General features: G+C 35.2%; 16 protein-coding genes and 4 tRNA genes. 7 read left to right on the forward strand and 13 right to left on the reverse strand.

Features of this window, described 5'->3' with window-relative positions; genetic code table 11:
- Nucleotides 1-30: 30 nt before the first annotated feature.
- The 8 genes from KC460_02465 to KC460_02500 all read right to left on the reverse strand — a co-directional run bounded on the left by KC460_02465 (nt 31) and on the right by KC460_02500 (nt 18,678).
- Nucleotides 31-1,467 carry a hypothetical protein gene (locus tag KC460_02465; GenBank protein MCA9770211.1) on the reverse strand — a complete coding sequence of 479 codons (1,437 nt, stop codon included), beginning with the start codon at nt 1,465-1,467 and terminating at the stop codon, nt 31-33.
- 79 nt (nt 1,468-1,546) lie between these two features.
- Nucleotides 1,547-3,580 (reverse strand): hypothetical protein, encoded by a 2,034-nt coding sequence (locus KC460_02470; protein ID MCA9770212.1) that lies wholly within the window; start codon nt 3,578-3,580, stop codon nt 1,547-1,549.
- A 7-nt stretch (nt 3,581-3,587) separates the two neighbouring features.
- A complete protein-coding gene (locus KC460_02475; GenBank protein ID MCA9770213.1) occupies nt 3,588-4,649 on the reverse strand; it encodes a hypothetical protein in 1,062 nt (353 codons plus the stop codon).
- Between the two features lie 27 nt (nt 4,650-4,676).
- Complete coding sequence (locus tag KC460_02480; protein ID MCA9770214.1) at nt 4,677-6,965, reverse strand: WD40 repeat domain-containing protein; 2,289 nt, start codon at nt 6,963-6,965, stop codon at nt 4,677-4,679.
- A 21-nt stretch (nt 6,966-6,986) separates the two neighbouring features.
- Nucleotides 6,987-8,261, reverse strand: a complete 1,275-nt coding sequence (locus KC460_02485; GenBank protein ID MCA9770215.1) for a hypothetical protein — start codon at nt 8,259-8,261, stop codon at nt 6,987-6,989.
- Between the two features lie 16 nt (nt 8,262-8,277).
- Nucleotides 8,278-14,502 (reverse strand): hypothetical protein, encoded by a 6,225-nt coding sequence (locus KC460_02490; GenBank protein ID MCA9770216.1) that lies wholly within the window; start codon nt 14,500-14,502, stop codon nt 8,278-8,280.
- Between the two features lie 115 nt (nt 14,503-14,617).
- Entirely contained in the window at nt 14,618-16,816 is a 2,199-nt protein-coding gene (locus KC460_02495; GenBank protein ID MCA9770217.1) for a hypothetical protein, read from the reverse strand.
- Nucleotides 16,817-17,037: 221 nt separating this feature from the next.
- Nucleotides 17,038-18,678 carry an OPT/YSL family transporter gene (locus tag KC460_02500; protein MCA9770218.1) on the reverse strand — a complete coding sequence of 547 codons (1,641 nt, stop codon included), beginning with the start codon at nt 18,676-18,678 and terminating at the stop codon, nt 17,038-17,040.
- Nucleotides 18,679-18,779: 101 nt separating this feature from the next.
- On the opposite strand from KC460_02500, the gene KC460_02505 reads away from it, so the two are divergent.
- Together KC460_02505 and KC460_02510 are read left to right on the forward strand one after the other, a co-directional pair.
- Nucleotides 18,780-19,778 carry an alpha/beta hydrolase gene (locus tag KC460_02505; GenBank protein ID MCA9770219.1) on the forward strand — a complete coding sequence of 333 codons (999 nt, stop codon included), beginning with the start codon at nt 18,780-18,782 and terminating at the stop codon, nt 19,776-19,778.
- Nucleotides 19,779-19,785: 7 nt separating this feature from the next.
- On the forward strand, nt 19,786-20,700 hold the full coding sequence (locus KC460_02510) for a DMT family transporter (GenBank protein MCA9770220.1): 915 nt from the start codon (nt 19,786-19,788) through the stop codon (nt 20,698-20,700).
- Nucleotides 20,701-20,712: 12 nt separating this feature from the next.
- Here the strand turns inward: KC460_02510 and KC460_02515 are convergent, their stop codons facing one another.
- The 5 genes from KC460_02515 to KC460_02535 form a co-directional block, all read right to left on the reverse strand.
- Nucleotides 20,713-21,615, reverse strand: a complete 903-nt coding sequence (locus tag KC460_02515; GenBank protein ID MCA9770221.1) for an alpha/beta hydrolase — start codon at nt 21,613-21,615, stop codon at nt 20,713-20,715.
- Nucleotides 21,616-21,630: 15 nt separating this feature from the next.
- A complete protein-coding gene (locus KC460_02520; protein ID MCA9770222.1) occupies nt 21,631-21,975 on the reverse strand; it encodes an HIT domain-containing protein in 345 nt (114 codons plus the stop codon).
- 92 nt (nt 21,976-22,067) lie between these two features.
- Nucleotides 22,068-22,159: transfer RNA gene (locus KC460_02525), tRNA-Ser, on the reverse strand.
- Nucleotides 22,160-22,180: 21 nt separating this feature from the next.
- Nucleotides 22,181-22,257 (reverse strand) — tRNA-Arg (locus tag KC460_02530).
- 161 nt (nt 22,258-22,418) lie between these two features.
- Nucleotides 22,419-22,509, reverse strand: a tRNA-Ser gene (locus tag KC460_02535).
- A 186-nt stretch (nt 22,510-22,695) separates the two neighbouring features.
- Between KC460_02535 and KC460_02540 the strand changes: the two genes are divergently transcribed.
- The 5 genes from KC460_02540 to KC460_02560 all read left to right on the forward strand — a co-directional run bounded on the left by KC460_02540 (nt 22,696) and on the right by KC460_02560 (nt 26,072).
- On the forward strand, nt 22,696-22,989 hold the full coding sequence (locus KC460_02540) for a DUF167 domain-containing protein (protein MCA9770223.1): 294 nt from the start codon (nt 22,696-22,698) through the stop codon (nt 22,987-22,989).
- 14 nt (nt 22,990-23,003) lie between these two features.
- Nucleotides 23,004-24,200: a type II secretion system F family protein gene (locus KC460_02545; GenBank protein ID MCA9770224.1), complete on the forward strand. Its 1,197-nt coding sequence runs from the start codon at nt 23,004-23,006 to the stop codon at nt 24,198-24,200.
- Between the two features lie 47 nt (nt 24,201-24,247).
- Nucleotides 24,248-24,334 (forward strand) — tRNA-Leu (locus tag KC460_02550).
- 76 nt (nt 24,335-24,410) lie between these two features.
- A complete protein-coding gene (locus tag KC460_02555) occupies nt 24,411-25,034 on the forward strand; it encodes a LysE family transporter (GenBank protein ID MCA9770225.1) in 624 nt (207 codons plus the stop codon).
- 102 nt (nt 25,035-25,136) lie between these two features.
- On the forward strand, nt 25,137-26,072 hold the full coding sequence (locus tag KC460_02560; GenBank protein MCA9770226.1) for a sodium-dependent bicarbonate transport family permease: 936 nt from the start codon (nt 25,137-25,139) through the stop codon (nt 26,070-26,072).
- Nucleotides 26,073-26,208 lie beyond the last annotated feature (136 nt).

Here is a 26,208-nt window from a genome sequence, read left to right on the forward strand (position 1 = left end):
GGCTACCACTGAGTTCTACACTCTCGCTCTTCACGACGCTCTTCTGATATGTAATTCATCACAGCATGTTTCTACAACTTCAATTCGCGATTCTATAATCTCTCGTTCTGACGTATGCCTATCGTCCAGTTCATCAATCTGCGATTGCAACTCTCCAGTGCTTGTTGCTAACGCATCACAACACGATTGTATAAGATCATCTATTGCATCAATTTGTGACTGTAATTGCCCTGTACTTGTTTTCAGACTTGAGCAACATTCATCAATTATCGATATCAATTCTCCTGTGCTTGTACGTAATTCATCACAGCATGTTTCTACAACTTCAATTCGAGTAATAAGACTTTGTAATGCAGAGGTACTTGCACCTCCTTTATCATCATTACCACCATATTTATATGCAGTTGCACCATAGTTAAGCAATGTCAATTGACTAGTTGAATCAGTAAATACTATATCACCTCCAATTGGTGCTCCTGCACGATCTTTCCAAAGAGTAACTCCATCAACAGTAAACGATGCCATATCATCGAAGTACCAATTATAAGCCTTCAAAACTAATGTTGTAGGCCCTTTAGCCAACATTCCACCATATACAGTATAGCTACCCACTAACTCAATTGTAGAATCAGAAAACTCCAACTCTGCCTTATCACATCCTAGAGTACCACCACCATAACCTATCCCTTTTACAGATATATTGTTCAGATATAACTTCGAACCAACATCAGCAATTAGCGCTCCCCCTTTGCTTAAATCAATTACATTTCCATGACCATTTATTGTACAATCTCCACGAAAGCACAAAACACCAGTTAAATCAATCTTAGTATGCAGCTCAAGATTACTACCATCCTGCCATGTTATAGTAGCAGACCAAGTAAACGGTTTATCACCCGTTGAAACCTTCCTATTCTTTCCCTGTATATAACCAGCACCAGTAAAAATATTAGAACCTGCAAACTTTACATCATCATCTAAATAAACAGTACCTTCATTCAATACAATATTTTTAGTTATTGCACTACGAACAGCAAGGCTCAAGGTTGTATTTTGATCTTGTAATACAATATCATTATCAAAAATTGGTTGCCCAACTAATAAATTATTAATACCAGTAACAATTACCGATTGCTTAAGAATTCCATTTTTGGCTTCTAACTTATTGCCAGAAAGAATGATTTCATTTGTTGAAGGCTTAAAAACAGCATTAAGTAATAAATCATTCTCAATATCACACAGAAACCCCCCATTAAAACTAATATTTTCACCTGATATAGTACCACCTAAATCTCTAATTAATGCGCCACCAAAAGAAACAATTGGCTGCTCTGCAACAAATGTCGCTCCAGAAGAAACCTTTATAAAAGAAGAATTACCACGCATCTTTAAATTTGCGCGACAAATACAAAAAATCGATAAAAAAATAAATAATAAAGCAACTAACACACTACTGCGGCGCTTCATACACCACGCTCCCTTTTTACGTCACTACAAATTACTATCAATACGTGATGATCACTACTACAATTTTACGTTAGCCTTCCTAGACGTTTTTGTAAACTAAAAAACCTGATTTGATATCTAAGCAAGACTCAGGTAATATCCTAACGTAAAGATTATTAGATTGGTAAATTCCATCACCAAAATTAATTCCCTCCTCCAATACAGATGCATCACTTTTAATAAAACAGTTTCCCTCTATCACCAAAGTCCCTCTAGTCAACTGCAATCCTGTTTCTGTTGAGTGAAATACTGTATCATACAAATGAAGAATCGATGTTTGATCTATCATAGCCAGTAAGTCTCGAGCGACTGTTTTAGGGTCATAACTTAATGTCATACCTTTATCAAAAAAAACTTTTGTATAAGGAAAAATCGTACTTTGCTGATCTGATTGATAAGAAAATGTATGTGTTCCAGTAATTGCTACATCACCAACAATATCAATATAGCCACTTGTAAAAGTGTAGTCTTGCTCTTGCATCCAAATAATATTTGCTAATGATAGTGTACTTGAACTATCTAAACACCGAACATTCGTACCAACAACACCTTTAAGAGTAGCATCACAAAGTAAGAGCGAAGATCTACTATCAACAATAATTGCTCCCTGTGAATCTAGATCAATTATGTACCCATTACCTTTCACAGTACAATTACCCTCAAAACATACTTTATTTTTAAGCGTTACATTTGAATTAAACGTTATTTTAGCATTTTTAAATATCAAATTACCAGAAGGATTTTCTGGACCAACAATCTCATAAATATTAACCTCGTAATTTGAATCTCCCCATACTAGATACTTATCATTGTGAGACCATCTAATATCATTAACACCTGCAGAAGTATCAAGTTCATATTTCAAAGTAAGCAGTGTTTGTTTTTTATCAAATTCATAAACACGGACCTCACTGGTATCAGAAGAATATGCTAAACCAACAGCCAGAAAATTTCCATCAGAATTCCAATGAAGAGAATTTACCATTTTTCTCTCAACAATTTGTGCTCCTGATTGATTTGTTAACGTTTTCGACACTGCATTATGCTTGAATACACTAATATTATTTGCACTATCTGAAAATCCAACCGCAATAAAAGAATCACCGCTCATCCAGTCAATTGCTTGCACCGATTTCCCAATATCTACACTAGAATCAAGTGTCAACTTTGAACCATTAAAATTATATATCTTCAATTCAGCCCCCTTATTAACAGCTAAACCGACAGCGATATAATTTCCTGTAGAATCCCAAGAAATTGCTTTTTTTCCAATTATTGCACCAGTAGCCACACTATTAACAAATGTCAGTTGACCATTCGAGTATGAGTAAACAGACAATACGGAGCTACCAACAGCCAAATAAGTACCGTTTTTATTAAACACAACACATTTACCAGAGACAAATTTTTCCACATCAGTAATAGTTAAAGAGTTTGTATCTGGATTATAAATCTCTATACCAACAACGTTACCCTTTGCAGTCTTTGCAAAATGATATGAATCAATCGGCAAAAAACGCGCTCCATAGACCGATCTTTGCTGCTGTTCTGCCACATCAAAAAGTAATTGCTCTCCATCAAAATTATACGCTCTTACTATGCCATTAGATGAAGCAGAAAGAACATGCTCATCATCGAAAGACCAATCAACAGATATTATTGCAGAAGAATCAATGTAATTATCTATAAATCTTATTCCACCAACTATGCGTCCAATACCCGATGGCAACTGAATAGAGCCCGTAGTAGTAAATCTCACAGCGTGAAAATTTCCATCAATTTTTCCCACAGAATCAAAGCTAGCCCCTAAAAGTAAATCCTTGGACAATTCAAGAATTCCACCATTCAACGTTATTGAACCTGAAACAGGAAAAAGTGAATTATACGTAACACGCGTAGCAGAATTTTCTAATTTAAATCCATCATCAAACGCAGTAAAACCCACTACTTCATTATCGCTTTCTTTAGATGAATATGTAACGTTTGATTCCTTCGAGACTTCTACTTCAGAGCCAACTGTAGCAGACTCAAGATGCGGCGTTAATAAGAACAAAAAAATGATAAAATATATCATATTACACTTATACATTTTTATTACTCACAAATCCGGATTCAATCTTTAAGCCTGATTCATCAAGAATATTTACAAAAAGATTATTATTGCTCAGCACACCATCTCCAAAAATGATTCCTCCAGAAGCTTCCGTCGCATCACTAAATATTGAACATTCACCCTCAACAACCAATGATCCCTTTGTAAGTTGCAATCCAATAGAAGTCACATATAAATTTGTCTCACGCAAATATAACAATGCCTTTTCATCCTCCAACGCAATGAACTGTGAACTAGAAGATGCATAGCTAAAACTCATATTAATATCAAAAAGCCAAGTCGCACCTGACCTAACAGTACTCGTTTGATCACTTTCATATGTAAAAACATGCGAACCAGACATTTTCAATTTTCCTCCTATAACTTCTATCGAACCTTGAGTAAAACTGTAATTAGCATCTTGAATCAATAAAACATTTTCAAAACAGAATACTCCGCTATTATGTGTACAATATAGTCTTTCCTGTGCTACTCCAGAAATAGTAGTATTTTTTATAGTAACAATGCTTCCTTCGCCCACCGCTAGTGCACCACTAGAAACATTCATTTGATAGCCATTACCTTCAATCTGACACTCTCCCTCAAAGCGAATCTCCCCATTTAAATTAAGATGAGAATTTAAAACAATATCGACATTATTAAAAACCATTGCCCCGCCAAAGCTAAATACCGTTATCTTATCTGGTAAAAAGATTATGTTACCATTACCAAAAATAGTACCACCATTTTCCAGCACAGCATTACTTTCAAATAAAAGGTCACGATTTAAATTAAGTATCCCACCATTTAGTTTCACAGAGCCGCCAACAGGAAAAAATGAGTTAAAAAGACACTCTGTATAAGAATTTTGAAAAACAAAACCATTTTCAAACGCAGCAAAACCACGCATTTCATTATCTGTATCAGAAGATAAAAATGTTACTGCAGATTGCCGAGAAGGTACCGTATCAGAACCAACGACGATGGCCAAAGTATCTGTAATAAAAAAGAAAAGATACAACAGTAAATAAAAAATAATTTTAGGCTTCACATCACCTCCAGCTTATTACAAAACTAGTTACAAATTTCTAAAAACCAGTGCTCCTAAAACATCTATTGCACCTATAATATTTTTTCCATCGGCCTTAGCACAAACTGTATTATTTTGAAATCGAGCTCTACCATTACCCAAATTAATTGATTGATGTAAAGCAAGCCGCGCTCCTGAGACAATCGATAAGATAGAAGTTTGACCCACCATACTCCATGATGATGGATCCACATTTCTATATGTAAGCGACCCTTCTAAAACTCGTAACATTTGATTGCTCAAAATTTCAATAGACATATCATTGCTTTCTTGAATTCCATCACCAAGTATAATTCCTTCATCAATGGTCAAATACTCATCAATAATTTCCTTTTCTGAAGAAAGATATGAATCCCTTTCTACACGCAAAGTACCTCTTGTTAACTGCAAACCAGTAACTGTAGTATGTAATGTTGAACTATTCAGAATCAAAACAGAACTCTTATTCTCAAATTCCAAAAGACTTTGTGATGTTAGCACGATCGGATCATAACTAAATGTAAACCCTTCATCTAACTTCCATGATGATTTGGCAAGTAAAGTACTTGTTCTGCTTGACTGATAAACAAACATATGATTACCAGACATTACAACATCTCCACTAAAACGTATTGCACCATGTGAGAATGTCACTATATCATCTTGTAACCACTTCACATCACGCAACGTCAATACACCAGTATCATCAACACATCTCAAATCTTCACCACTAAGCCCTTTTATTTTTCCCTTTTCAATTATTAAATTAGCATCCTTATCAACCGTTACTTCACCACCAGACAAGTCTAGGGAATATCCTCCACAATCGAACGTACAGCTTCCCTGAATAATGATATTTCCCCCAACATTAACATTTGAATTAAAAAATAATTTTGCATTTTTCAATACTAGCGGTTGATCAACAAACTCTAAAACAGTTATTTTTTGTTGAGCTGCAACAGCCAAATAGTCACCATTACCTGTCCAATGCAACTGATGCCAGCCTACCGTGGAAGGCTTATAACCACCAACATGAACAAGTTTTTTATTCTCTAAATCAAACTTAAGTACCTTCACTCCATAATCATTAGTTGATGGCGGCTTAGTATATGCTAAAAAACCACCGTTATTTCGCCAGTGAACACCATAAACAGCAGAAAACTCACCAAAAAAACTATCCGTCACGTCTATTAACGTAGCATTGTTCATGTTATATTCATAAACACGTAATTTTTGTGATCCAGTCAAATAACCTACAGCAATAAAAGAAGTTTCAGGTAAGCAATTGATAGAATAAATTCTTTCTGAAGAATTATTATTGATACCAACACTGAAATTTAATGAAGAACCAGTAAAACTAAATATTTGAAACGCTGGCATAGTATTGTGCAAATAAAATCCAATCGCTATGTTATCATCATCCTTCCACTCAAGACAATTCATGAGAACATAACCTAACTCTCCGAAATTGCCTGTATATTTTGCTCCAAGTACACCATCAGTAATATCAAAAACATCAAAACTATTGGCATACAGTCTACTAACAGCTACATGATCACCATTAGGACTCCACGCAACCGATGAAACATATTGCAAGTTAGCACTATCAGTTAAGGTGAGATCATATGTATGTTCGTCAAAGTATAGAACTTTAAATGCATATGTACTTCCGTATGAAGCAAGAGCCAAATAGTAATCACTTGGATGCCACCGAACATTATATGCATATGTAGCTTCTGGCACATCATATTCTGCACGTTTAACTATAGAACTTCCATCAAATTCCAAAATTTGCAATTCTTTACCTGTAGCATAGCCATAACCACTTAAAGCAATAAAACGATTGTCATGTGACCAATCAACACTATATCCGAGCATCTGAATGGTATACTCATCAACAGTATTAAGCAATCTTGTATGACCAGTTGTTGGTAATGTAATTGTTGAAATATTCCTCGGAAATGTAATTGCAAAGCCATTACCATTTATTGTACCAGATCCAAATTTCACCGGCTTTTCTACCGTCAAATCATGTGCCAAATGTAATGTTCCACCATTGAGAACTAAACTACCTGCAACCGGAAAAAAGCCATCAAATGTTGTACTTGTTACACTATCCTCCAAAAAAATACCATTTTTAAATGAAGAAAAACCAAGTAATGTATTATTAGTATCAGATTTAATAAAGAAAGGTGCCGATTGCCTCGCAACTGTCGTATCGGCACCAGCAACAATAGCATAGATGTGTAAAAAAGTAACACTAGAACAAAATATAATAACAAAAAAACATTTTATCATTTTATTTGTGTCATAATTGAGTTATAAAACTTCTGTTACCACCGCACCACCAATATCTAAAGATCCAATAACTTTTTTTTCTGGATATCTAGCAAATGTCGTATCATTAGAAAAATATAAAACACCTTTTCCTAGCGTAATATCTTGATATAAACCAAGCCTTGCACCAGAAGCAATGGATAGTCTTGAACGTTCATTAAACATTCTCAAAGATCCAGCATTAACATTATCATAAAATAACGTACCACTTGAAAGCTCTAAGATACTGCCACTTAAAATAGTACAACGAACATCATTTTCTGAAACACCACTGCCAAATATTATACCCTCATCAATTAGCTGCTCACCAAAACTTGTAACCTCGGATGATAAAAATGAGTCTCGTTTGACCAACAAATCTCCGCGGGTCAACTGCAAACCAGTTACAGTCGCATGTAAGGTAGCACCATCCAGTATAAGACGAGAAGTATCACTCTGAAATTCTAACAATATTTTAGAAGCAACTCTAATTGGATCATAGCTAAACGTAAAATCAGAATCTAATAGCAACGATGAGCGGCTCGCAATAGTAAACGTTTTACTTGTTTGGTAAGCAAAGCTCCCCTTGCCAGTCATCACTACATCATTTTTAATTATTAAGCCACCATATAAAAAAACAAAATCGTCATCCTGCTTCCAAACAACATCATCTAATGTCATCACACCAGTATCGTCATAACAGCGTATATTATCTTCTTTTAATCCCTTAATAACACCATTTTCAAAGTGTAATCGACTATCATTAGCTACTGTTATTGACCCACTATCACCTATAGATAAAGCATAACCGCCACAATTAATTACACAGCTTTTCTTAATCATTATATCTTCTGTAATCGTAGCATCTGATTGTAAAAAAATTTTAACATTGTTGAGTGAAACTGGAATGTCTACATTAGAACTACTTCCCGGGAATTCAACAGCAAAACCATTTCCATAGATCCACCCACTATGTAGCTGCAGTGGATTTTTAAACTTTAAGTCATGAGCTAAGTGCAACGAACCTCCATTTAGTTCTACAATTCCAGCAATTGGAAAAAAAGCATCAAATGTACATGTTGTTTTAGAATCTTCCAAATAAATACCATTTTCAAAAACCGAAAACCCCAACATTGTATTGTCAACATCCTGCGATGGAAATTTTGGCTTTCTTTGACGAGCAACAGTTGTATCAGAGCCAACAACTATGCCATATGATTGAGTACAAAAACTCAGATAAAATATTAAAGCAAACGTAAATATATTGAATATATGCATAACAGTACCCCTGTTCTTAGTCAGTCATGATTACTGAACCAACAACCTTCTGGCCAGGCTGAAGATTAATTACTGCTCGCTTACTCAACATTAGCCTGCCAGCACCTAAATTCAATGTTTTCTCTACATCTAACCTAGCCTCTGGATCAACAACAAATGAAGATACTGCATTGCCCATATTTAATGACCAACTATCAACGTTGTTGTAAATTAATGCTCCTTGTTTAACTCGTAATATTGATCCAATACCTATTTCAACATAAAGATCATCTTCAATATTTCCCGAACCAATAGTAACTCCCTCATCAATAGTAGTTTCAAAATCAACTACTTGAGTTTCAGAGCTTATACAACAATTGCCTTTAATATTTAACCTACCAGAATCTAACTGCATGCCTGTCGTAGTTATATGCAGTGACGCATCTCGCAATGCAAGAGTTGCTGTATCACTTTCAAATACCAACAAATTTTTAGATGCAACAACAACGGGATCGTAACTAAATGTTAAACCTGTATCTAACTTCAGAGTAGCGGCAGACTTGATAGTACTTGTTCGCGAAGATTGATAAATAAACTTCGTACCATCGCCATGAAATACTACATTATTTATAAACGACATGCTTCCTATAGAAAAAGTATAATCACCATCCTGCTGCCAATCAACATTATCAATTATAAGAGACCCATCATTATCTACACAACAAATATTATGCTCTGCTACCCCTTGAATAACCAGATCTTTCAATACCAAGGTTGAACCTTCAGATACAATTATTTGCCCATTCTGTGCGAGAGATAGAACACTCCTATTACCATTTATTTGGCACACACCATCAACAGTCCAACTACTTGAAAGATCGAGGCTACCACGCAAGTTAATACTTGCGCCACTGCCAGACAACATTAATGGTGTTGTCCAAGAATACTCACCAGCACCAAGAACAATTTGATTACTATTCATGGTAACTAATCCAGGCCCAATTAGACCAAAACCCTTGGTAAATTCAAGATCTCTTTCCAATGTGAGCGATCCACCTGTAAGCATAATATTATTTGAAACAACACCATTTAATCGATACAACATGTGTGCAGAGCTATCATTAAACATAATTCCACCAGTAATAATACCATTGCCATGCAGAATATTATTGATACCCGCAATAAGTACGTAAGTAGGTAAAATACCTTTATTAACAAAAATTGATTGGTTACCAGCAAGCATATTCATAAACCAGTTAACTCGACTACCAATTACCTCAAATTCACCGTTGGTATCAAGAGCAACAATCGGGTTATAACTTAATACTTTTCCAGCAGCAACATTTAACGTTGCAGCAAGACCTGCTTCCACTGTAATATTTGAAAGCTCAATATTCTGAGCTATGTATAAAATACTATTATCCGTTCTTACGATTTTCGCTGTTTTTGAACGAGATCTAATACCATTCTGTAAAGTTACATCATACGTAAGTGCACCTTTTTCAACGCGCACAGTTGTGCCTGGATACAACTCAAAAACCATGTCATTATCAGAAGTTCCATCACCAAAAATAAGACCGTTTTGAGTAGTAGTCGAAACTATTTCTACAGCAACATCACGCTCAGCAGTAATAGTTCCTTTTGTACCTCGCATACCATATTCACTCACATAAAATGTACAATTATTTAGACCAAGTACAGAGGTGGAATCAGTAAACGCCAACGGTTCATTTCCATCAGCTGCTAATTTACCAATCTCAAGCGTCATTCGATTTGTAATATTCCAAGATGATTTGACATCCACAGTACTTGTTTGTGAGCTTTGGTAAAAAAATGTATGCTCTCCTGCAAAATCAACATCATCAACAAAATAAATAGAGCCCATTGTAAAACTAAAATCATTATCCTGAAGCCACACAACATCATCCAAAATGAGCCTTCCTGTATTGGTAAGACACCTGATATTATTATTCTTAAGCCCTTTAAGACGAACGTTCTTAAGAAGGAGTGTTGCATCACTGGCAATAACTAAATTACCCTCATCCCCAAAGTTAATTGTATTACCATTTCCCTGAATAACACAACTTTCTTGCATAGTCCATGTTGCAGAAAGATTTAAAATTCCATTAATAGAAAGAACACCCCCATCACCAGACCAGCCGATTGATTGATCCCACGTAGTTTCCTTTTGAGAAAGTTCTAGTGTATAAACATCTAAATTAATGCTACCAGGACCTTTCAATATAACGCCTGAGTCAAATTTAACATCTCGATTCAAAATAATTTTACCACCTGAAAGCTGAATCGATTGAAGTATATCCCCATTTAAGTCAATAGTAAGCGAAGAACTTTTATTTTGTAGCGATACTAACCCACTAACACGCCCAGTCCCACTCAATAAATTATTATCATCAATAACTTGGACATCAAACGGCATAACTCCTTGATTCAACGTTAAATTATCAGCAGATCCATCCATCTTATATACACCAGCCTCCTGCTGAAGACTCTTAAGTGTATGAGAGCCTATAGGCATAACAATACGAGATCCATCAAATTCTAGTGAAACACCTGATGCTATTTCGATAGGAGCAAGATTCATCGACTCTGCTTCTAGCTTAAATGATGGAAATACAACATCTTTAGCTATATAGCTGCGAGAACCCTCAAGTCGCTTATAGACAGCACTATTTGAAGGTGCATAGATTCGATAAGGAGAACCATTATTATAAACAAAATAGCCACCTTTATGTACAACAGCAGAACCAGGATCAAATCTAACAACAACGTCATTCTCACTATTACCATCACCCCAAATAAGACCATGCTCTGTTGTCGTTGAAAGGACATCGAACAACACATCTCTGTCAAAGGTAACAGTCCCACGCGTCAACTGCATTCCTGAAGATGTTATGATAAGTGAACTTTGATCAAAATTTATTGATGAACTTGAGTCCACAAAATACAATGGTTCAATAGCATTAGCAGGATTGTGTCGCCCAATACGAAGATGCAAACCTTCTGTGATAAACAACCCAGAATCCGATTCAATAGTACTTGTTTGAGACGATTCATATGAAAATGTATGCGTTCCCATTATCGAAACATTATTCTCAAATGAAATACTACCGGTATCAAAAGTAAAATCGCCATTCTGAACCAATTCAACATTATTCAGTTGAATAGATGAAGAGTCATCTAGACATCGAATATTACTACTACTTAAACCATTTAATGTTATATCTTTAAATTGTATAGTTGAACCGCCAGTAATCTCAATACTACCCCCGCCAGAAAGGTCTAACTCGTTACCCTTACCGTTAATAATACATGAGTTATTTAATGTCCACGTCCCACTCAAAGATAAATTAGCACCAAGCTCTAATTCCGCATTTTCACCCTGCCAATAAATGTCCGTTATCCAAGAAGTATTTTTTGATCCAATCGATAGCTTATACGCACCAAGATTGACAACACCAGGCCCGTTAATTAAAACACCACTTCCTAAGTTCATGTTACCACTCAATAATAACATTCCACCAGAGAGTATAATATGGTTGTTGACAAAACCATTAACACTATAATCAAATGATGACGATGCATTTTGAAGAATAATCTGACCTGTCAAATTACCATTTCCCTGCAAAATATTATTCGCTCCTGAAATAGCAAGGTATGAAGCAATTAGCCCCTTATTTAAAAAGATAGAACTATTACCGGTAAGAGCATTCATAAACCAGCTTACTCTACTTCCAGTAATTTCAAATTCACCATCATCTTGTAATGCAACAAACCGATCATAGCTGAGTGTTTTACCATCAGCAACATTCAACACTGCTAGCGGCCCAGCTTCAACGGTCAAATTCGAAAGAAATAAGTCTTGTTTTATATAAATGTTACTTGTGTTTGATCTATAAAATTTTACAGTCTGAGAGCTAGACTTAATACCATTTACATCTACCACATCATAAACAAAGGAACCGTTTATAATACTAATAGTTGCACCAGCGTTTAACTCAAGAACAGCATTACCATCTATGGTTCCGTTACCAAGTATCAAACCCTCAGGCGTAGTTGTTGCAAGAATATCTACAACTACATCGCGAGAACATGAGATTTTACCCTTTGTTATCGTCGTTCCAGAATTGGTTATACATAACGTACAATTTTCTAATCCAAGAATCGATGAACTGCCCTCAAATACAATCGGCTCTACATCATCTACAGACAGCTTACCTACTTTTAGTGTCGCACCGTCAGAAAAATTCCATCTTGATTTAAGATCGATTGTTGATGTTTGCGCACTTTCATAAGAAAACGTATAAGAACCAGAAAAATCTACATCATCTAAAATTTTAAGACTTCCTATTGAAAATGTTATATTGTCGCTCATTAAAAATGTAACATCGTCAAGAAGAATTTTACTTGTATCAGACAGACAACGAATCTTTGTGCCTTCAACATATTTAATTGTCATATTTTTAAGAACAAGAATAGAATCAGGACTAACAATAATTTCAGCAAAGTCTCCCAGTGTTAATGTGTTACTCTGACCATCTATTGAGCAATCTCCATTAAAGGTCCAAGCTGTATTCAAATTGATGTTTGATTGCAACCCAACAAAACCACCATTCCCTTCCCATGTTATAGCAGTTTCCCAACTTGTGTCTTGTCTTCCTGTTAATAAACCACAGGTTGTTAAATCAACAGTTCCCGGCCCAGTAATAATAGTACTCGGACCAAGCTGCAAGTTTGATTCTAAACCAAAAAAACCACCGTTAAGAGTTGCATCTCCCTGCATTTCTCCATTAATAGAAATAGATAATTCTGCTGCTGGGGAAAGGAAAACAATTGGAGAAACGATATCTCCATTGCCAGTAACACTGTTACCAGTTCCATTAACCACGATCCCTCTTGGAAAGCTTCCCGTGGAAATAGAAATAGTACCATCACCATTTAACAATAATGCTGTATCACCATACCGTTGGGCAGTTATTTGAAATAAACCAATAGGTGACTCTGCACGAGAGTTTTTATTTAGAACAGTAACCCCTGGTGCAACTTGCACTTGCTCAACGGCCATTGATGCAATCTCGATAGTAAACGAGGGCATTGTTACATCTTGAGCTATATAAAGATGAGAACCTAAATACCGGACCAGTCGAGACTCTATAGATGTCGATTCTATACCGTTTGATACGCCATTATTATAAACTAAATGACCAGAAATATGGTTTACTACAGCACCAGAATTAAAACGTATCTTTACATCGTTTTCCGCGGTACCATCACCCCAAATTAATCCCGTTTGAGTATTTGTCGATTGTATATCAAGATTAACGGCATTATAAAAATCAAGAACACCACGAGTCAACACCATCCCATTTGAGGAAACTATCAATGAACCATTATCAATTCTTAGTATTGATGTTTGATCATCGAAGTGAAGTGGTTCAACACCATTATCACTTTTACCAGCACAAAAAAGCATACCCTCGGTTATAAGTAAAGACGAATTTGATCGAATAGTACTTGTTCGAGAACTTTCATAGACAAAATGATACTGGCCAATACAATCAACTTGATCAACAAAAGTAATGCTTCCCATGCTAAATGTATAATGAGAATCTTGTATCCATTTAACCCTATTAAAAACAAGAGAAGCGGTATCATCTGCACATCTCACTTTATATCCAGAAACATTTTTTAATTCTATATCTCTAAGTTCAAGCATCGCGCCTTGATCAATAATAAGAGCTGCATCATCACCCAACACAAGCGCATTCCCCTTACCGTTAATTATACAATTATTTTTAAAATGCACCGTAGTATTTAATGTCAGATCATGCTCAAAAGAAAAAACAAGATTATCAAAGCGCTCAGTATCATCTGGTAAATACGTAATAGTAGAACAAAAATCAATAAGCTGAGCACCATTATTAACAATAGATCCCAAACCTAAAAGAATTGTTTTATTATTAAAAAAAAGATCTTGACTTAAATAGAGGGTTCCACCATTACAATTTACTTCTCCTGAAATAGGAAAAACAGAATTAAAATCACATTCTGTACTGGAATTTTCTAACGTAAACCCATTGCGAAACCAAGCAAATCCACGCATTTCATTGTTGTTATCTGAGCTAGGAAACGTTACTGTTGGTTGAACCGAAACAAGTATCTCCGATCCATAAATAATTGCCTCAATATGACGAGAGAACAACACTACGAAAGAAAAAAACAAAATCCTAATAGATTTATTCATTACTACCACATTACCACTTTTTTTGAGCTCTACTTCCTAGTAAGAAAAACTAACAACAAACCTCATTTAGTCAAGGACACAAATATAATTTTAATACATGATAATATACACACGCTCAATCAAACATAACAGTACCCAAAGCGTGTACTCCACCCAAAAGCTCTCTCCCTGCCATTCGACGTAATATTGCATTCTTAGAAAGTATTGCCATACCTAAGCCAAGATCAAGAGACTGTAGTAAACAAAGCTCTGCAGCAGAACCTAATTTTAATACTGACCCACTACTTACCATACGCCATGAATCAGCAGAAATATTGTTGTAATTCAATATTCCCTTTTTCAACAATAATAATGCCCCGCTTGCAATAGTACATGTACAATCTTCACCTTGTACACCAGTACCAATAACTATACCATCTTCAATGCCACTATTATTTGATGAAAAAGTTGAATCTGTCTTTACTTTTAAACTTCCATTTTTTAGTAATAATTTTTGAGCAGATGAATGGAGAGTTGCTCCATGCAAAATTAACTGCGAAGAGCTATCTGCCATCCCTAATAAATCACAACGAGAAAGACAAGTCGGATCATAGCTAAAAGTGATCCCCCCATCAAGTATTAAACTTGATCTTGGCAAAATAAGACTCCTTTGATTTGAACAATAAGCAAAAATACTATTGCCCTCCATAGTAACTCTGTTTTTAATACACAATTTCCCCGTAGAGAATGTAAAATCATTATCTTGCAACCACATCAAATCACGTAAAACTAAAACACCAGTATCACTCAGACATTTTATATTTGTTTGAGCAACACCTGTAAGAATTGCATTTTCTAAAACTAATTTGCTATTTTCTCCAACTTGAATAGCACCTTTACAGCCCAAGTCAAAAATGTTACCACCACCATTTAAAATACAATGCCCATAAAAAATAATAGGAACTTCAAGAAAAACATCTGTCCTAAAAAATAATTTTGCATCTTCAACAACAAACCTTGCTGGAGCAATTTCAAAAACATATAGTTTTCCATTTTTATCTAACACAGAAAAACGGTCCTGTGCTTTAACACTGGTAAGCGTTTTTATTTCTTGCATAAAATGATTTTTTGCAATAATTGTAATCTCATTTCTTGACTGCGATATTGCAAATACATATGGCCCATGTAAGTTTTTTTTGCTACTCACTAAACTTACAAAAAATGAACCGTCTTTCGACCAGATAGCATTATAAAGTCCATCTATTTTCAGTGAGGTAAATGGAAGTTCTTCTATCAACCGACTACTTTCAGCATCGAAATAATATAAGATTCCTTTTGTTTTAATATCAGAAAAACCAACAACAAGTAATGGGCGCTCAGTATGCCACGCAAGGGCAGTTATCTGCCGTTTTGCTTCAAGAAGCAAATCTGAGGTAATACCATCTTTACCAATGTTTAAAATTGATACAATACACTGATTTTTTTTATCATATCCAGCAACAACAACATAAGTATTTGTGTGATCCCAAGAAATCATGTTTTTTAATGGAAAAAATCCTTTTTTCATCAAGGCATATCCGATCGAAACAAGACGAGAATTTTCCCATTTATATATCCTAACACCACATTTATTTTTGTTTTCAGCAATAACTGAACTACTTGCTGCTAAATACTTGCCATCAGAAGACCAAGAAAGCCCACTCGTTACATCACTATCTATACGCACGTACTCATTCAAGCATTTTTTAATAGAATCAAATGAAATGACTCTTAGTATTGAACATTCATGCTCTGACAAGACAAAAATATATTCAGATGGATGCCAACAAAGAACTTGTATACCATTTGGACAATCAATTTTTTTAGAGACAACCAAAGAAAGTTTGTTATCTTCCACAGAAAAAATCTTAAGGGTAACTCCTTCATTGACGACATTCTCTGAAATTGCAAGATATGAACCATCATAAGACCAATCCATTACAATGTTTGATCCAGTAAAAGTAGCTGTTGCAACTAAATTTAATTGCTTTGAATATTCACTAGCCGGAAATTCAAACACAGAAGCATTTGTTGGAAATTCAATAGCAAAGTTATTACCATTGATATAGCCTGCCCCAAATCTAACTGGACCGCGCAGAAGCAAATCTTGAGTCAAATACAAACTGCCACCATTTAAAGCAATTGTTCCAGATACCGGAAAATAAAGCCCCAGACTACAGGTTGTATTCATATCCTCAAGTGTAAAACCATTTTGAAGAACCCCAAAACCAGAAAGGATATTATTAGTATCTTTTGATGGGAAATATACTGCTTTTTCTACCGTAATACTGTTCATGTCCCCAATTACTACAGCAAAGGTAGAGGTAATATACAGATATACAAAAAGAAAAAAGAAAAGATAGCGATAGTGCCTCATGTACTACCTCAAATAAAAACAAATCAGTTATATATTTGGCCAAAAAAGACAAATACTCCTCTTTGAGGAGAGGTTACAATAGAAAATTTTTTAGTCAAAAAAACGAAGTTAAAACAAAAAGAATACTGTCATTGAAATTTTTAACCCATAAATGCTTTAATCAACATCCAGACAGAATTTCCTGCAAATACACCAGACCAAAACGGAACTACCTCTTCTTTTTCTTTATAAAAAAGCGTAAGAACACCACCAAGCACAAGACCAAGAGAAATTGCTGTTGGCATTAACAAACCACCAAGAACCAACATTGGATGAATTCTAATAAACTTTAATAACCACCCAAACATAAAACCAAGCAGTAAAACATACACATTAAAACTCTTAACATCGATCAAAAGTCGCCGTGCGAATGCTTTTTGCGCAAATAGCTCTGCAGAACCTAAACCAAAATGTTTAATTAAAACACAAAAAACAATACCTATAGCCAGTACACTCACAAGCAACCCTAGATACTGATAACACTGTAATTTCCTATGATTAAGATTAGCAAGAACACCCAACTTTCTGCTAAATAAAACATCAGCACACACACCGCCAGCAATCTGCACAAATGTTGAAATAAAAACAATCTGTACAAAATCAAGATTAAACAAAAACATTGCTGGCACCATTACAAACGTTGCAAATCGTCCAAGTTGAGCCAGCCCTATTTTACCCGCAATAACCGCAACTTGATACGTGCACATAAACGTAAAAAACAATAAATACAATTGCGTAAGCAATGAAAAATCAAAATAGGTTAAAAATACAACACATACCGCAAGTAATAAAATTAGTTCTAGAGCACATTCCTTAGTTAGTCCAGAAAATAACATTGAACTACACATACCCACATCATTGCACACATTTATGTCATTTTGATTATTTTTCTTATCAAGAAATTTTTTCACTTTTTTTAAAAACATCTTTGGTGTTTTAATAAAACCAACAACTGCCCCAGCGATCACCATACCACTACAAAATGCTAACAAAAATTCCACAGAGCTTATCCATGAAAAAAACCATATATTTAGTGGGCCTGTTACAAATATTTTTGCAAACGCACCAACAAAAAGCGGCACAGTAATTAAATGTCCTGCAATAAACCCTATAGCCAAAAGCATCGGGAAAATCGCAAAATCAACTTGAGTCAATGGAATATGCAAGACGCCAAATCGCATACGCGGCACTAAAACTAAAAAACGTGGAATATGGCACGTATACTTTAAATACGCAAGGCCACTTTGAAAAAAAGAAAACAACATGGCACCAACAAAACCTATTGCAAGCTCTAATGATTTGCGAGCTTGCTGTTGCGCTTCAATCATTTTATAAATCACCTGCCCAATAGGAAATTCATAATTTTCTTGCACAATTAAACGCTCTTCAATAACGTTTGCTACCCATACCCCAAACCAACCTGCAGTAAACGCAAGACCTGCCATCACAGTTACAAAATAAACTGGCTGTACTAACCACGAATTAAATAATTCTGGATCTAAAAAGAACAGTGTAGGAAAAGAAAAACCACACGCGGTCGCCAAAATACCACCAATTGAAGCTGAGGACACAACAAGTGCTATTTTTTTGTTAGTATCATTTTTTATCGTCAAAAGTCTAAAAAAAAGTGATGCTATTAGTACAAGCATCGGCGCGATCCAAGGTCCAATTGGTACGGCCATCGAGATATAGCCCATAACCGCTGTAGAAAAAACTGAAAGTATAATACTGAGTAACAACATCAAAGCAACATCTCCTTGTAGTAGAGGCTTTTTTGCGACATGCGTTTAAAACTGTAGCAGATTGCTAAAGTTGCGCAAGAAAAGTATTATACTCTACTAACATGAAATATGTAACATATACACTACTAACAATCATCTTTTTATCTCATTCACTCATCAACACATATTGGGAAACTGATCCATTTTTTGATACAAAATTTTTACGTCAATCAAAACGAGTAAAAAACACACTTGTTGATAAACATAATTTCCTAGAGGTAATGTTTTCTACTGAAGATAACGTGCAACTATCTGGATTATTAAAAATACATCAGCAAGCTCTTTGTAACATAGTTTGCTGCGCAGGATTTTATCCCGGCCTCAAAGAGAGTATGGCTACTTTTTTTAGAATATTCCCCCAAAATTGCAATATCTTGTTTTTTGATGCACGTGGGCATGGACAAAGTAACGGTACATTCTGGTCTAATATACATAATTATGGGCTTAATGACTATCAAGATATTGTTGGAGCCATTAAATACATACACAAAATTGCTCCGATTAAAACAATCATTATTGGATTGTGCTCTGGAGCTTTTAATGCAGTACATGCATTATTATATATACAAGAAAAAGCATCTTTAGAAAAATATGCAATTAAAGGTTTAATTTTTGATAGCGGATTTGGTTCTATTAGTGACACCATTCATATTTTATCATATCACACAAAACAGCACGTATTACCACCATTTTTTACTACTTGCTATCAAAATGATTCAAAAAAATCAGTACAAAAAAAGTATCCATATCGGATAACATACTATATTTTTTCAAAAATTATTAATATTACAACCTATTTTATACGATCATACTTGCAAAAAAACGACAAGCAGACTAATCTATTTGATAAGATTGGAAAAATTAAATGTCCTATCTTTTTTATACATGCGTATAATGATCGTTACGTTTCCATTGAACATGCAATAAGACTTGCAAGTACTGCTTTAAAAGGCAGCTGTTGGTGGATCGAATATTCAACTCACGCATGCAACCATTTAAAACATAAATACGTATATCAAGAAAAAGTGCTTGAATTTTTTAAAACAGTACTTGATACTTAACAATAATATGATATTAATAATTTTACTTTATGCACTTTTTGGTGCCTCATTCCCGATGGGAAAAGTGCTTTTACATTACACAACCCCACTTTTTTTAGCCGGATCTCGAATGTTTTTGGCTGGGCTTGTTTTACTTGCATATCAATATTTTCATACCCATGCTGAATTTAAATTTAAGCGTAAACATATTTTTTACTATGCACAAATTATATTTTGCGGTATTTATATGGCCTATATTCTTCGCTTCTGGGCATTAAGTGAACTCACTGCAACAAAAACATGCTTTATTTACAATCTTTCACCATTTTTTGCTTCATTATATTCATACTTATTTTTTAAGGAAGTAATAACTAGCAAACAATGGTTAGGTCTCATAATTGGTTTCTGTGGTTTTATACCAATTCTTCTCAACACATCATCCACAGAACAAGCTGCTGGTGAATTTTTCTTTCTATCGTGGTATGAAATTGCTGTCATTGGTTCAGTTGCCCTACACAGCTACAGTTGGATTGTGATGCGAAAACTAGTTAAGGATAAAAGTTACGAACCCCCTATGGTTAACGGTATCACTATGACAGCAGGCGGCCTTCTCAGCTTAATTACATCTGTTTTTTGGGACGGTTTTGCACCGGTGTCTGACGTTATGCCATTTCTTGGCTATCTCACTGGTGTAATTATTATTAGTAATATCATTTGCTTTAATTTATATGGTCACCTACTTCGCTACTACACCGCAACATTTGTTTCTTTTGCTGGATTCATGGGCCCATTGTTCACGGCATTTTACGGTTGGTTTTTCTTAGAAGAATCAGTAACCTGGCATTTTTATATCTCAGCAGCTATTGTATTTCTTGGCCTCTACTTATTCTATCAAGACGAACTTAGCAGTACTAATAAAGAACGAGAAGAACCAATTCCATAATATAAAAAACAATTAAATACCGTATAGCATAAGAAACTCTTCAACTTTTTTCTTATATATCCGTGGATATTTCTTGCCACTTTGCGCATGTTTCGCATTATCAACAAGCCAAATATGTCTTGAACTTGCTAGATTTTGGTATATTTTACGTCCGTGTTCAACGGGCGTAAACGTATCATGTGGTGAATGAATTACCAAAACCGGACATGTTATAGTGCGTGAATACTCTTCCGGATTAATATCTGCAATACTACTTCCACTTAAATACTCAAACCAATGTGGTGTAAAAAACATGAAGGGAATCTTTGGCAATCCAGTTTTATGAGTAAAAACATGCTCAACTTGTTTATGCAGATTTGCAAAAGAAGAATCAATAATCAATGCGTCAAACTTAAGACCACCCGCAGCAGCTGCAAGCAGTGTTGCACCACCCATAGAGCGACCAAGGCCAACTAATGGTAGACATTCCGTTGATTTATATGTACGTAAAAAATCTACTATAGCCTTAATATCATACTTTTCATGATAACCAAATGTTGTAAATTCACCGCCACTTGCACCATGCGCACGAAAGTCAAAAAGAACAATCGTGTCGCGGTCAAATAGTTTTACAAAGCGCCGCATTTTTTCTTTATTTTCTCGATAGCCATGACACAAAATAAATATGTGTTCTGCATTCTCTCTTTCAATTAAAACAGTTGAAAGTAAAACGCCATCATCAGTAATCAAGGAAATATGTTTCGCACCATATTTGTTTACAAGCTTTGCCGATTGCTTCTGCCATTTTTGATTTTTGTCTTGAGCAACAACTGACCGATAACATAATTTTGCAACAATCAAAGCTGCTATACCTACCAATACAAGTACGCTAAAAACTACTATACCAAAAAAATATTTAAGTATTGTCTTGGACATTACCAATACTCTGTATTAAAGACCAATAACTTTTTTGCCAGACAAAAAATGAAAATGTAAATGAAATACGCTTTGCCCAGCATCTTGTCCGTTATTAGTAACTAACTGAAATGATTGTGACCCAGAAAGTTTTTTAGCACACTTTTTCACTGCCTGGACAACAGCAGCAAGAACACCGCTATCACCCGCTTGAAGTGATATAAAATCTTTGATGTGTTTTTTAGGAAAAATTAAATAATGCACTGGCGCTTTGGATGCAATGTCTTCAATCACCATTACATCATCATTTTCTAGAACAATCTTTGATGGCAACTCTTTTTTAATAATTCGGCAAAAAATACAAGGTTTCACGGTAATCATAATCAGAACTTTCTTGATAAAATACAACTTTAATGTTTAATAGCTAAATAAAATGTACAAGAAAGCAAAATGAATGAAAAGTAATTCGTTTCTGGAGGAGAGGGAGGGATTCGAACCCTCGAAACCGTTCTCACGGTTTAACGGTTTTCAAGACCGCCGCATTCGACCGCTCTGCCACCTCTCCATTGAGAAAAATATTTCAACATGGTGCGCCCGGAAGGAGTCGAACCCTCAACCTTCAGATCCGTAGTCTGACGCTCTATCCAATTGAGCTACGGGCGCCAACAATCTATTTCAACGTGCTTTTATTATACTTGTAAGACGTAAAAAATCAATTTCTCATACCGACAGATTTGCGTCTAACTACTTATAAAATTTATTCAATACCAAGTCATCAAAGCCAGACAAAGAGTGCCCGGCCAAAAAAAAATCTAAGAATAGACTGGTGGAGAGAGAGGGATTCGAACCCTCGTGCCCGGTTTCCCAGACTCTTGCTTAGCAGGCAAGCGCTTTAGACCACTCAGCCATCTCTCCACTACAAAACACACAATTTGTATAATTTCAAGGCACTTATGATGTAAAAAGGATAAAGTATTTATGCTGATTGTGCAAGTCCAAACCTGGTATTTGAGCTTACCAACATGATTTGTCATGAATAAATATGGTATACTGCTATGTCTATAATGCCTGCTACTACATAAACTAAAATAAAGGGTTTTTATGGCACTCATTTTTGACGTGAAGGTAATTCCCAGCTCCGGTAGAAACAAATGGTTGCTTGATTCTGCAGGCCAATTAAAATGTTACTTAAACAATCCTCCAGAAAATGGCAAGGCCAATCAAGAGCTTGTAAAAATCATTGCCAAACAGTTAAAAATATCACAGAAAGAAGTAACCATTATTTATGGACAAACGAGTAGAAAAAAAAGAATTAAGCTAGAGCATAATATTAGCTATGACAGCCTATTGCGTATATTTGGTATTGAAAAACAATTAGGTTTGTTCCAATCCTAAAAAGGAGTATTATTATGCCGTATTTTAAATGGCGTGGTGTAAATTTAGCTGGCAATATAAAAAAAGGAAGACTATTTGCATACTCGCAAGATCATTTAGATAGCTTGTTATTCAAACGTGATATTGCACTTCTTTCGTGCTCACCAGCTAGTTGTTATTTTACCAAAGCGATTACTCTACAAACAAAAATACAGTTTTTCAAGCAGCTATCTTCACTTGTCCGCTCAGGCCTCTTAGTCCACGATGCATTACACATAATTTGTCAACAAATGAGTAATATTCGTTTTCAAGAAATCGCTCTCACTTTAGCCCAAGAAACACAAAAAGGTAAATCATTACACACGATTTTAGAAAACTATCCCAATATTTTTGACACAATAACAATAACTATGTGCAATGTTGGACAACAATCAGGAACTATTGCTGATATAGCAGACTCAATTTCACATTATTTAAATACAAAAGAACAATTTCATAAACAACTTCGCTCTGGCGCAATAATGCCATTTATTACTCTTTTATTTTTTGCTTTCGTCCTTCTCGTTATTTTCATCGGCGTGATCCCACGCTTTGCTGATATTTTCGCCTCAAGTAACAAACCGTTGCCATCCATAACGCAAATAATGATTCGAGTCAGCAGTTTTTTGCGCAGCTGGTCCGCACTTATTTTTGCTTGTTGCACAATGACCCTTTTTATTGGAATAAAAAATATTGCTTATAAAAGTGGTAAACACTTTTTTGATCAGATTATTTTATATATGCCACTGCTTGGTACGATTACTCAGCAAAAGGCCATTGTACATTTTTCCATCGCACTCTCGTTATTACTCAATAGCGGCATGCAGCTAGCTCCTGCGATTGCTGTCGCAAAAAAAGCAGTCGCCAACACCACGCTTGAAAAATACATTGATATTATCAATTCTGACGTTGCAGCAGGCAACACTTTAAGTGACGCAATGGCGCGTCAACAAGAATGGTTTGGACAAGAAAGTATAGCCATGATTTCCATTGCACAAAAATCTGGTAATATTAGTGCTATGCTACGCAATATAGCCGAATTGCATGAAAAAAAAATTAATCATATGCTATCATTTATTACTAAGATTTTTCAGCCACTTTTAATGATTATTTTAGGACTTTTAGTTACGGCTTTACTATTCTCTATCTACTTACCAATATTTAGTTTATCTGAAGTAGTCGGTTTTAATTGACGATTACTGTCTTTTTGGCTACCATTAAAAACACCTTGAAATTATACGCCGGGGTGGCGAAATTGGCAGACGCACGGGACTCAAAATCCCGCGGTAGCGATACCATGCCGGTTCGAGTCCGGCCCCCGGCACCATACTTTACCCATAAATTAATTTCGTATAGTTAATCAATTATTTATATAAACTATCTGTGATAAAAAAAATTTAAAAATAATGATTCTTTTATTATACAAAGGTCTTACTTTTGGTTTCTTAATTGCAATGATTGTCGGTCCCATAGGTATTTTGTGTATTCGCAATACATTGGCGCGTGGTTTTTGGCCAGGTCTTGCTACCGGTCTTGGCGCTGCGACAGCAGATGCATTATTTGGTTGTATCGCGGGCTTTAGTATGACTTTTATTACTCAACTTTTATTTGATTATCAAACCTATTTACAGTTTTTTGGTGGATTATTTTTGTGTTACTTAGGTGTTAAAGCATTTCTTAGTTCAGTTAATAGCAGTAACGTTACATCATCAACAGAAAGTTTGCCTGTAATTTATGCAAGCACAGTACTACTTACTTTGACAAATCCAACAACTATTTTATCTTTTATTAGCCTGTTTGCTGGACTCGGCATTGGTACAGCAAATTCTGATTATCTGAGTGCTCTCGTTTTTGTTCTCGGTGTTTTTTTAGGCTCGACTGCATGGTGGATCTTATTATGTAATATCGTTACACTTCTACGAAAAAAATTTAGTATCACAATGCTCAGATACACAAACAAGACCTCTAGTATTTTTATCACCGCCTTTGGTTTATATTCTTTAGTAAAAGCACTTTTAATTCTTTAGAATCCAAACCAATAGTAAATAGTTCACCAATTGTGTTACATGTACTATAATGGAAGCTCATGTCATCTGAAAATATCCACTTAAAACCATCTGAGTACTATTATGTTTTTTGATCCTATTGTTTATTTCTTTATTATTGGCATTATCTCTTCCGTCTGGGGCGCAAGCTTACACCTACCAAAGGCAATGTACGACACAATAAGTTTATATCTATTAATAGCAATTGGTTTAAAAGGCGGATATGAGCTAGCTCACTGGATGAGTACAACCGTGATTATGCAATCTATAGCAGTTATTCTTCTTGGACTTGCCTGCATTAGCATTGCACTTTTTATATTAAAACTTCTAACCAAGCATCCTCATCGCGATGTTATTGTTATCGCAGCACATTATGGATCAGTCAGTGTTGGTACCTACGCGGTTGCAACATCAATTGTAAACTCTGCCGGTATTTTGTATGAGCCATATATGCCACTCTTTGTTGCCTTATTAGAGTTTCCTGCAATTATTGTTGCCGCCCTTTTACTTGAATACGGCGAACAAGAAAAACATAGTATTTTTGAGCCACTTATTGCATCACTTAAATCAAAAAGCATTTTTGCACTTATTACTAGTATTGTTATCGGCCTACTCATGGGACAACATGGTGCTAACAGCATTGCTCCGCTCTTCTTTGATTTATTTAAAGGTGTACTTGCTTTCTTTTTACTTCAAATGGGTACAATCGTCGGAAAAAAACTCCCAGAAATAAAAAAACATTTGAAAGAGATTATTTTCACTAGCATCATTCTCTGTCTTGCTGGGGCAATACTTGGACTATTCTTTGCAAAGTTAATTGGCCTCAGTCAAGGCGGCTGTATCTTATTGATGACGTTAGCTGCAAGCGCTTCATATATTGCCGTTCCCGCCTCGCTTGAAGCAAGTTATCCAAATGACAATATTCCACTTGCTCTTACCTACTCTCTGGGCGCAACATTGCCATTCAATATTTTAATTGGAATCAACCTCTATGTCTGGCTATCAGGATTCTTTTACTAGCTTAACTTATCAAATATTAATACAATTTTTACACTAAACTATGGTGTTAACCTAATATTTTTAGATATAATAATACTATTAGAAAAAAGGATAGGGTGGCAGTTTATAACTTTTGTAGCTCATTAACAAAAGAAAA

The sequence above is a fragment of the Candidatus Dependentiae bacterium genome (genome assembly GCA_020431705.1).
In the GTDB taxonomy this organism is placed as follows: Bacteria; Babelota; Babeliae; order Babelales; family Vermiphilaceae; genus JAGQHQ01.

Excerpts from the sequence above, each read along its gene's own strand:
- KC460_02515 (MCA9770221.1), bottom strand. The coding sequence starts at position 21,615 with ATGTCCAAGACAATACTTAAATATTTTTTTGGTATAGTAGTTTTTAGC.
- KC460_02490 (MCA9770216.1), bottom strand. The coding sequence starts at position 14,502 with ATGAATAAATCTATTAGGATTTTGTTTTTTTCTTTCGTAGTGTTGTTC.
- KC460_02520 (MCA9770222.1), bottom strand. The coding sequence starts at position 21,975 with ATGATTACCGTGAAACCTTGTATTTTTTGCCGAATTATTAAAAAAGAG.
- KC460_02505 (MCA9770219.1), top strand. The coding sequence starts at position 18,780 with ATGAAATATGTAACATATACACTACTAACAATCATCTTTTTATCTCAT.
- KC460_02495 (MCA9770217.1), bottom strand. The coding sequence starts at position 16,816 with ATGAACAGTATTACGGTAGAAAAAGCAGTATATTTCCCATCAAAAGAT.
- KC460_02510 (MCA9770220.1), top strand. The coding sequence starts at position 19,786 with ATGATATTAATAATTTTACTTTATGCACTTTTTGGTGCCTCATTCCCG.
- KC460_02540 (MCA9770223.1), top strand. The coding sequence starts at position 22,696 with ATGGCACTCATTTTTGACGTGAAGGTAATTCCCAGCTCCGGTAGAAAC.
- KC460_02500 (MCA9770218.1), bottom strand. The coding sequence starts at position 18,678 with ATGTTGTTACTCAGTATTATACTTTCAGTTTTTTCTACAGCGGTTATG.
- KC460_02470 (MCA9770212.1), bottom strand. The coding sequence starts at position 3,580 with ATGATATATTTTATCATTTTTTTGTTCTTATTAACGCCGCATCTTGAG.
- KC460_02545 (MCA9770224.1), top strand. The coding sequence starts at position 23,004 with ATGCCGTATTTTAAATGGCGTGGTGTAAATTTAGCTGGCAATATAAAA.
- KC460_02560 (MCA9770226.1), top strand. The coding sequence starts at position 25,137 with ATGTTTTTTGATCCTATTGTTTATTTCTTTATTATTGGCATTATCTCT.
- KC460_02465 (MCA9770211.1), bottom strand. The coding sequence starts at position 1,467 with ATGAAGCGCCGCAGTAGTGTGTTAGTTGCTTTATTATTTATTTTTTTA.
- KC460_02480 (MCA9770214.1), bottom strand. The coding sequence starts at position 6,965 with ATGATAAAATGTTTTTTTGTTATTATATTTTGTTCTAGTGTTACTTTT.
- KC460_02485 (MCA9770215.1), bottom strand. The coding sequence starts at position 8,261 with ATGCATATATTCAATATATTTACGTTTGCTTTAATATTTTATCTGAGT.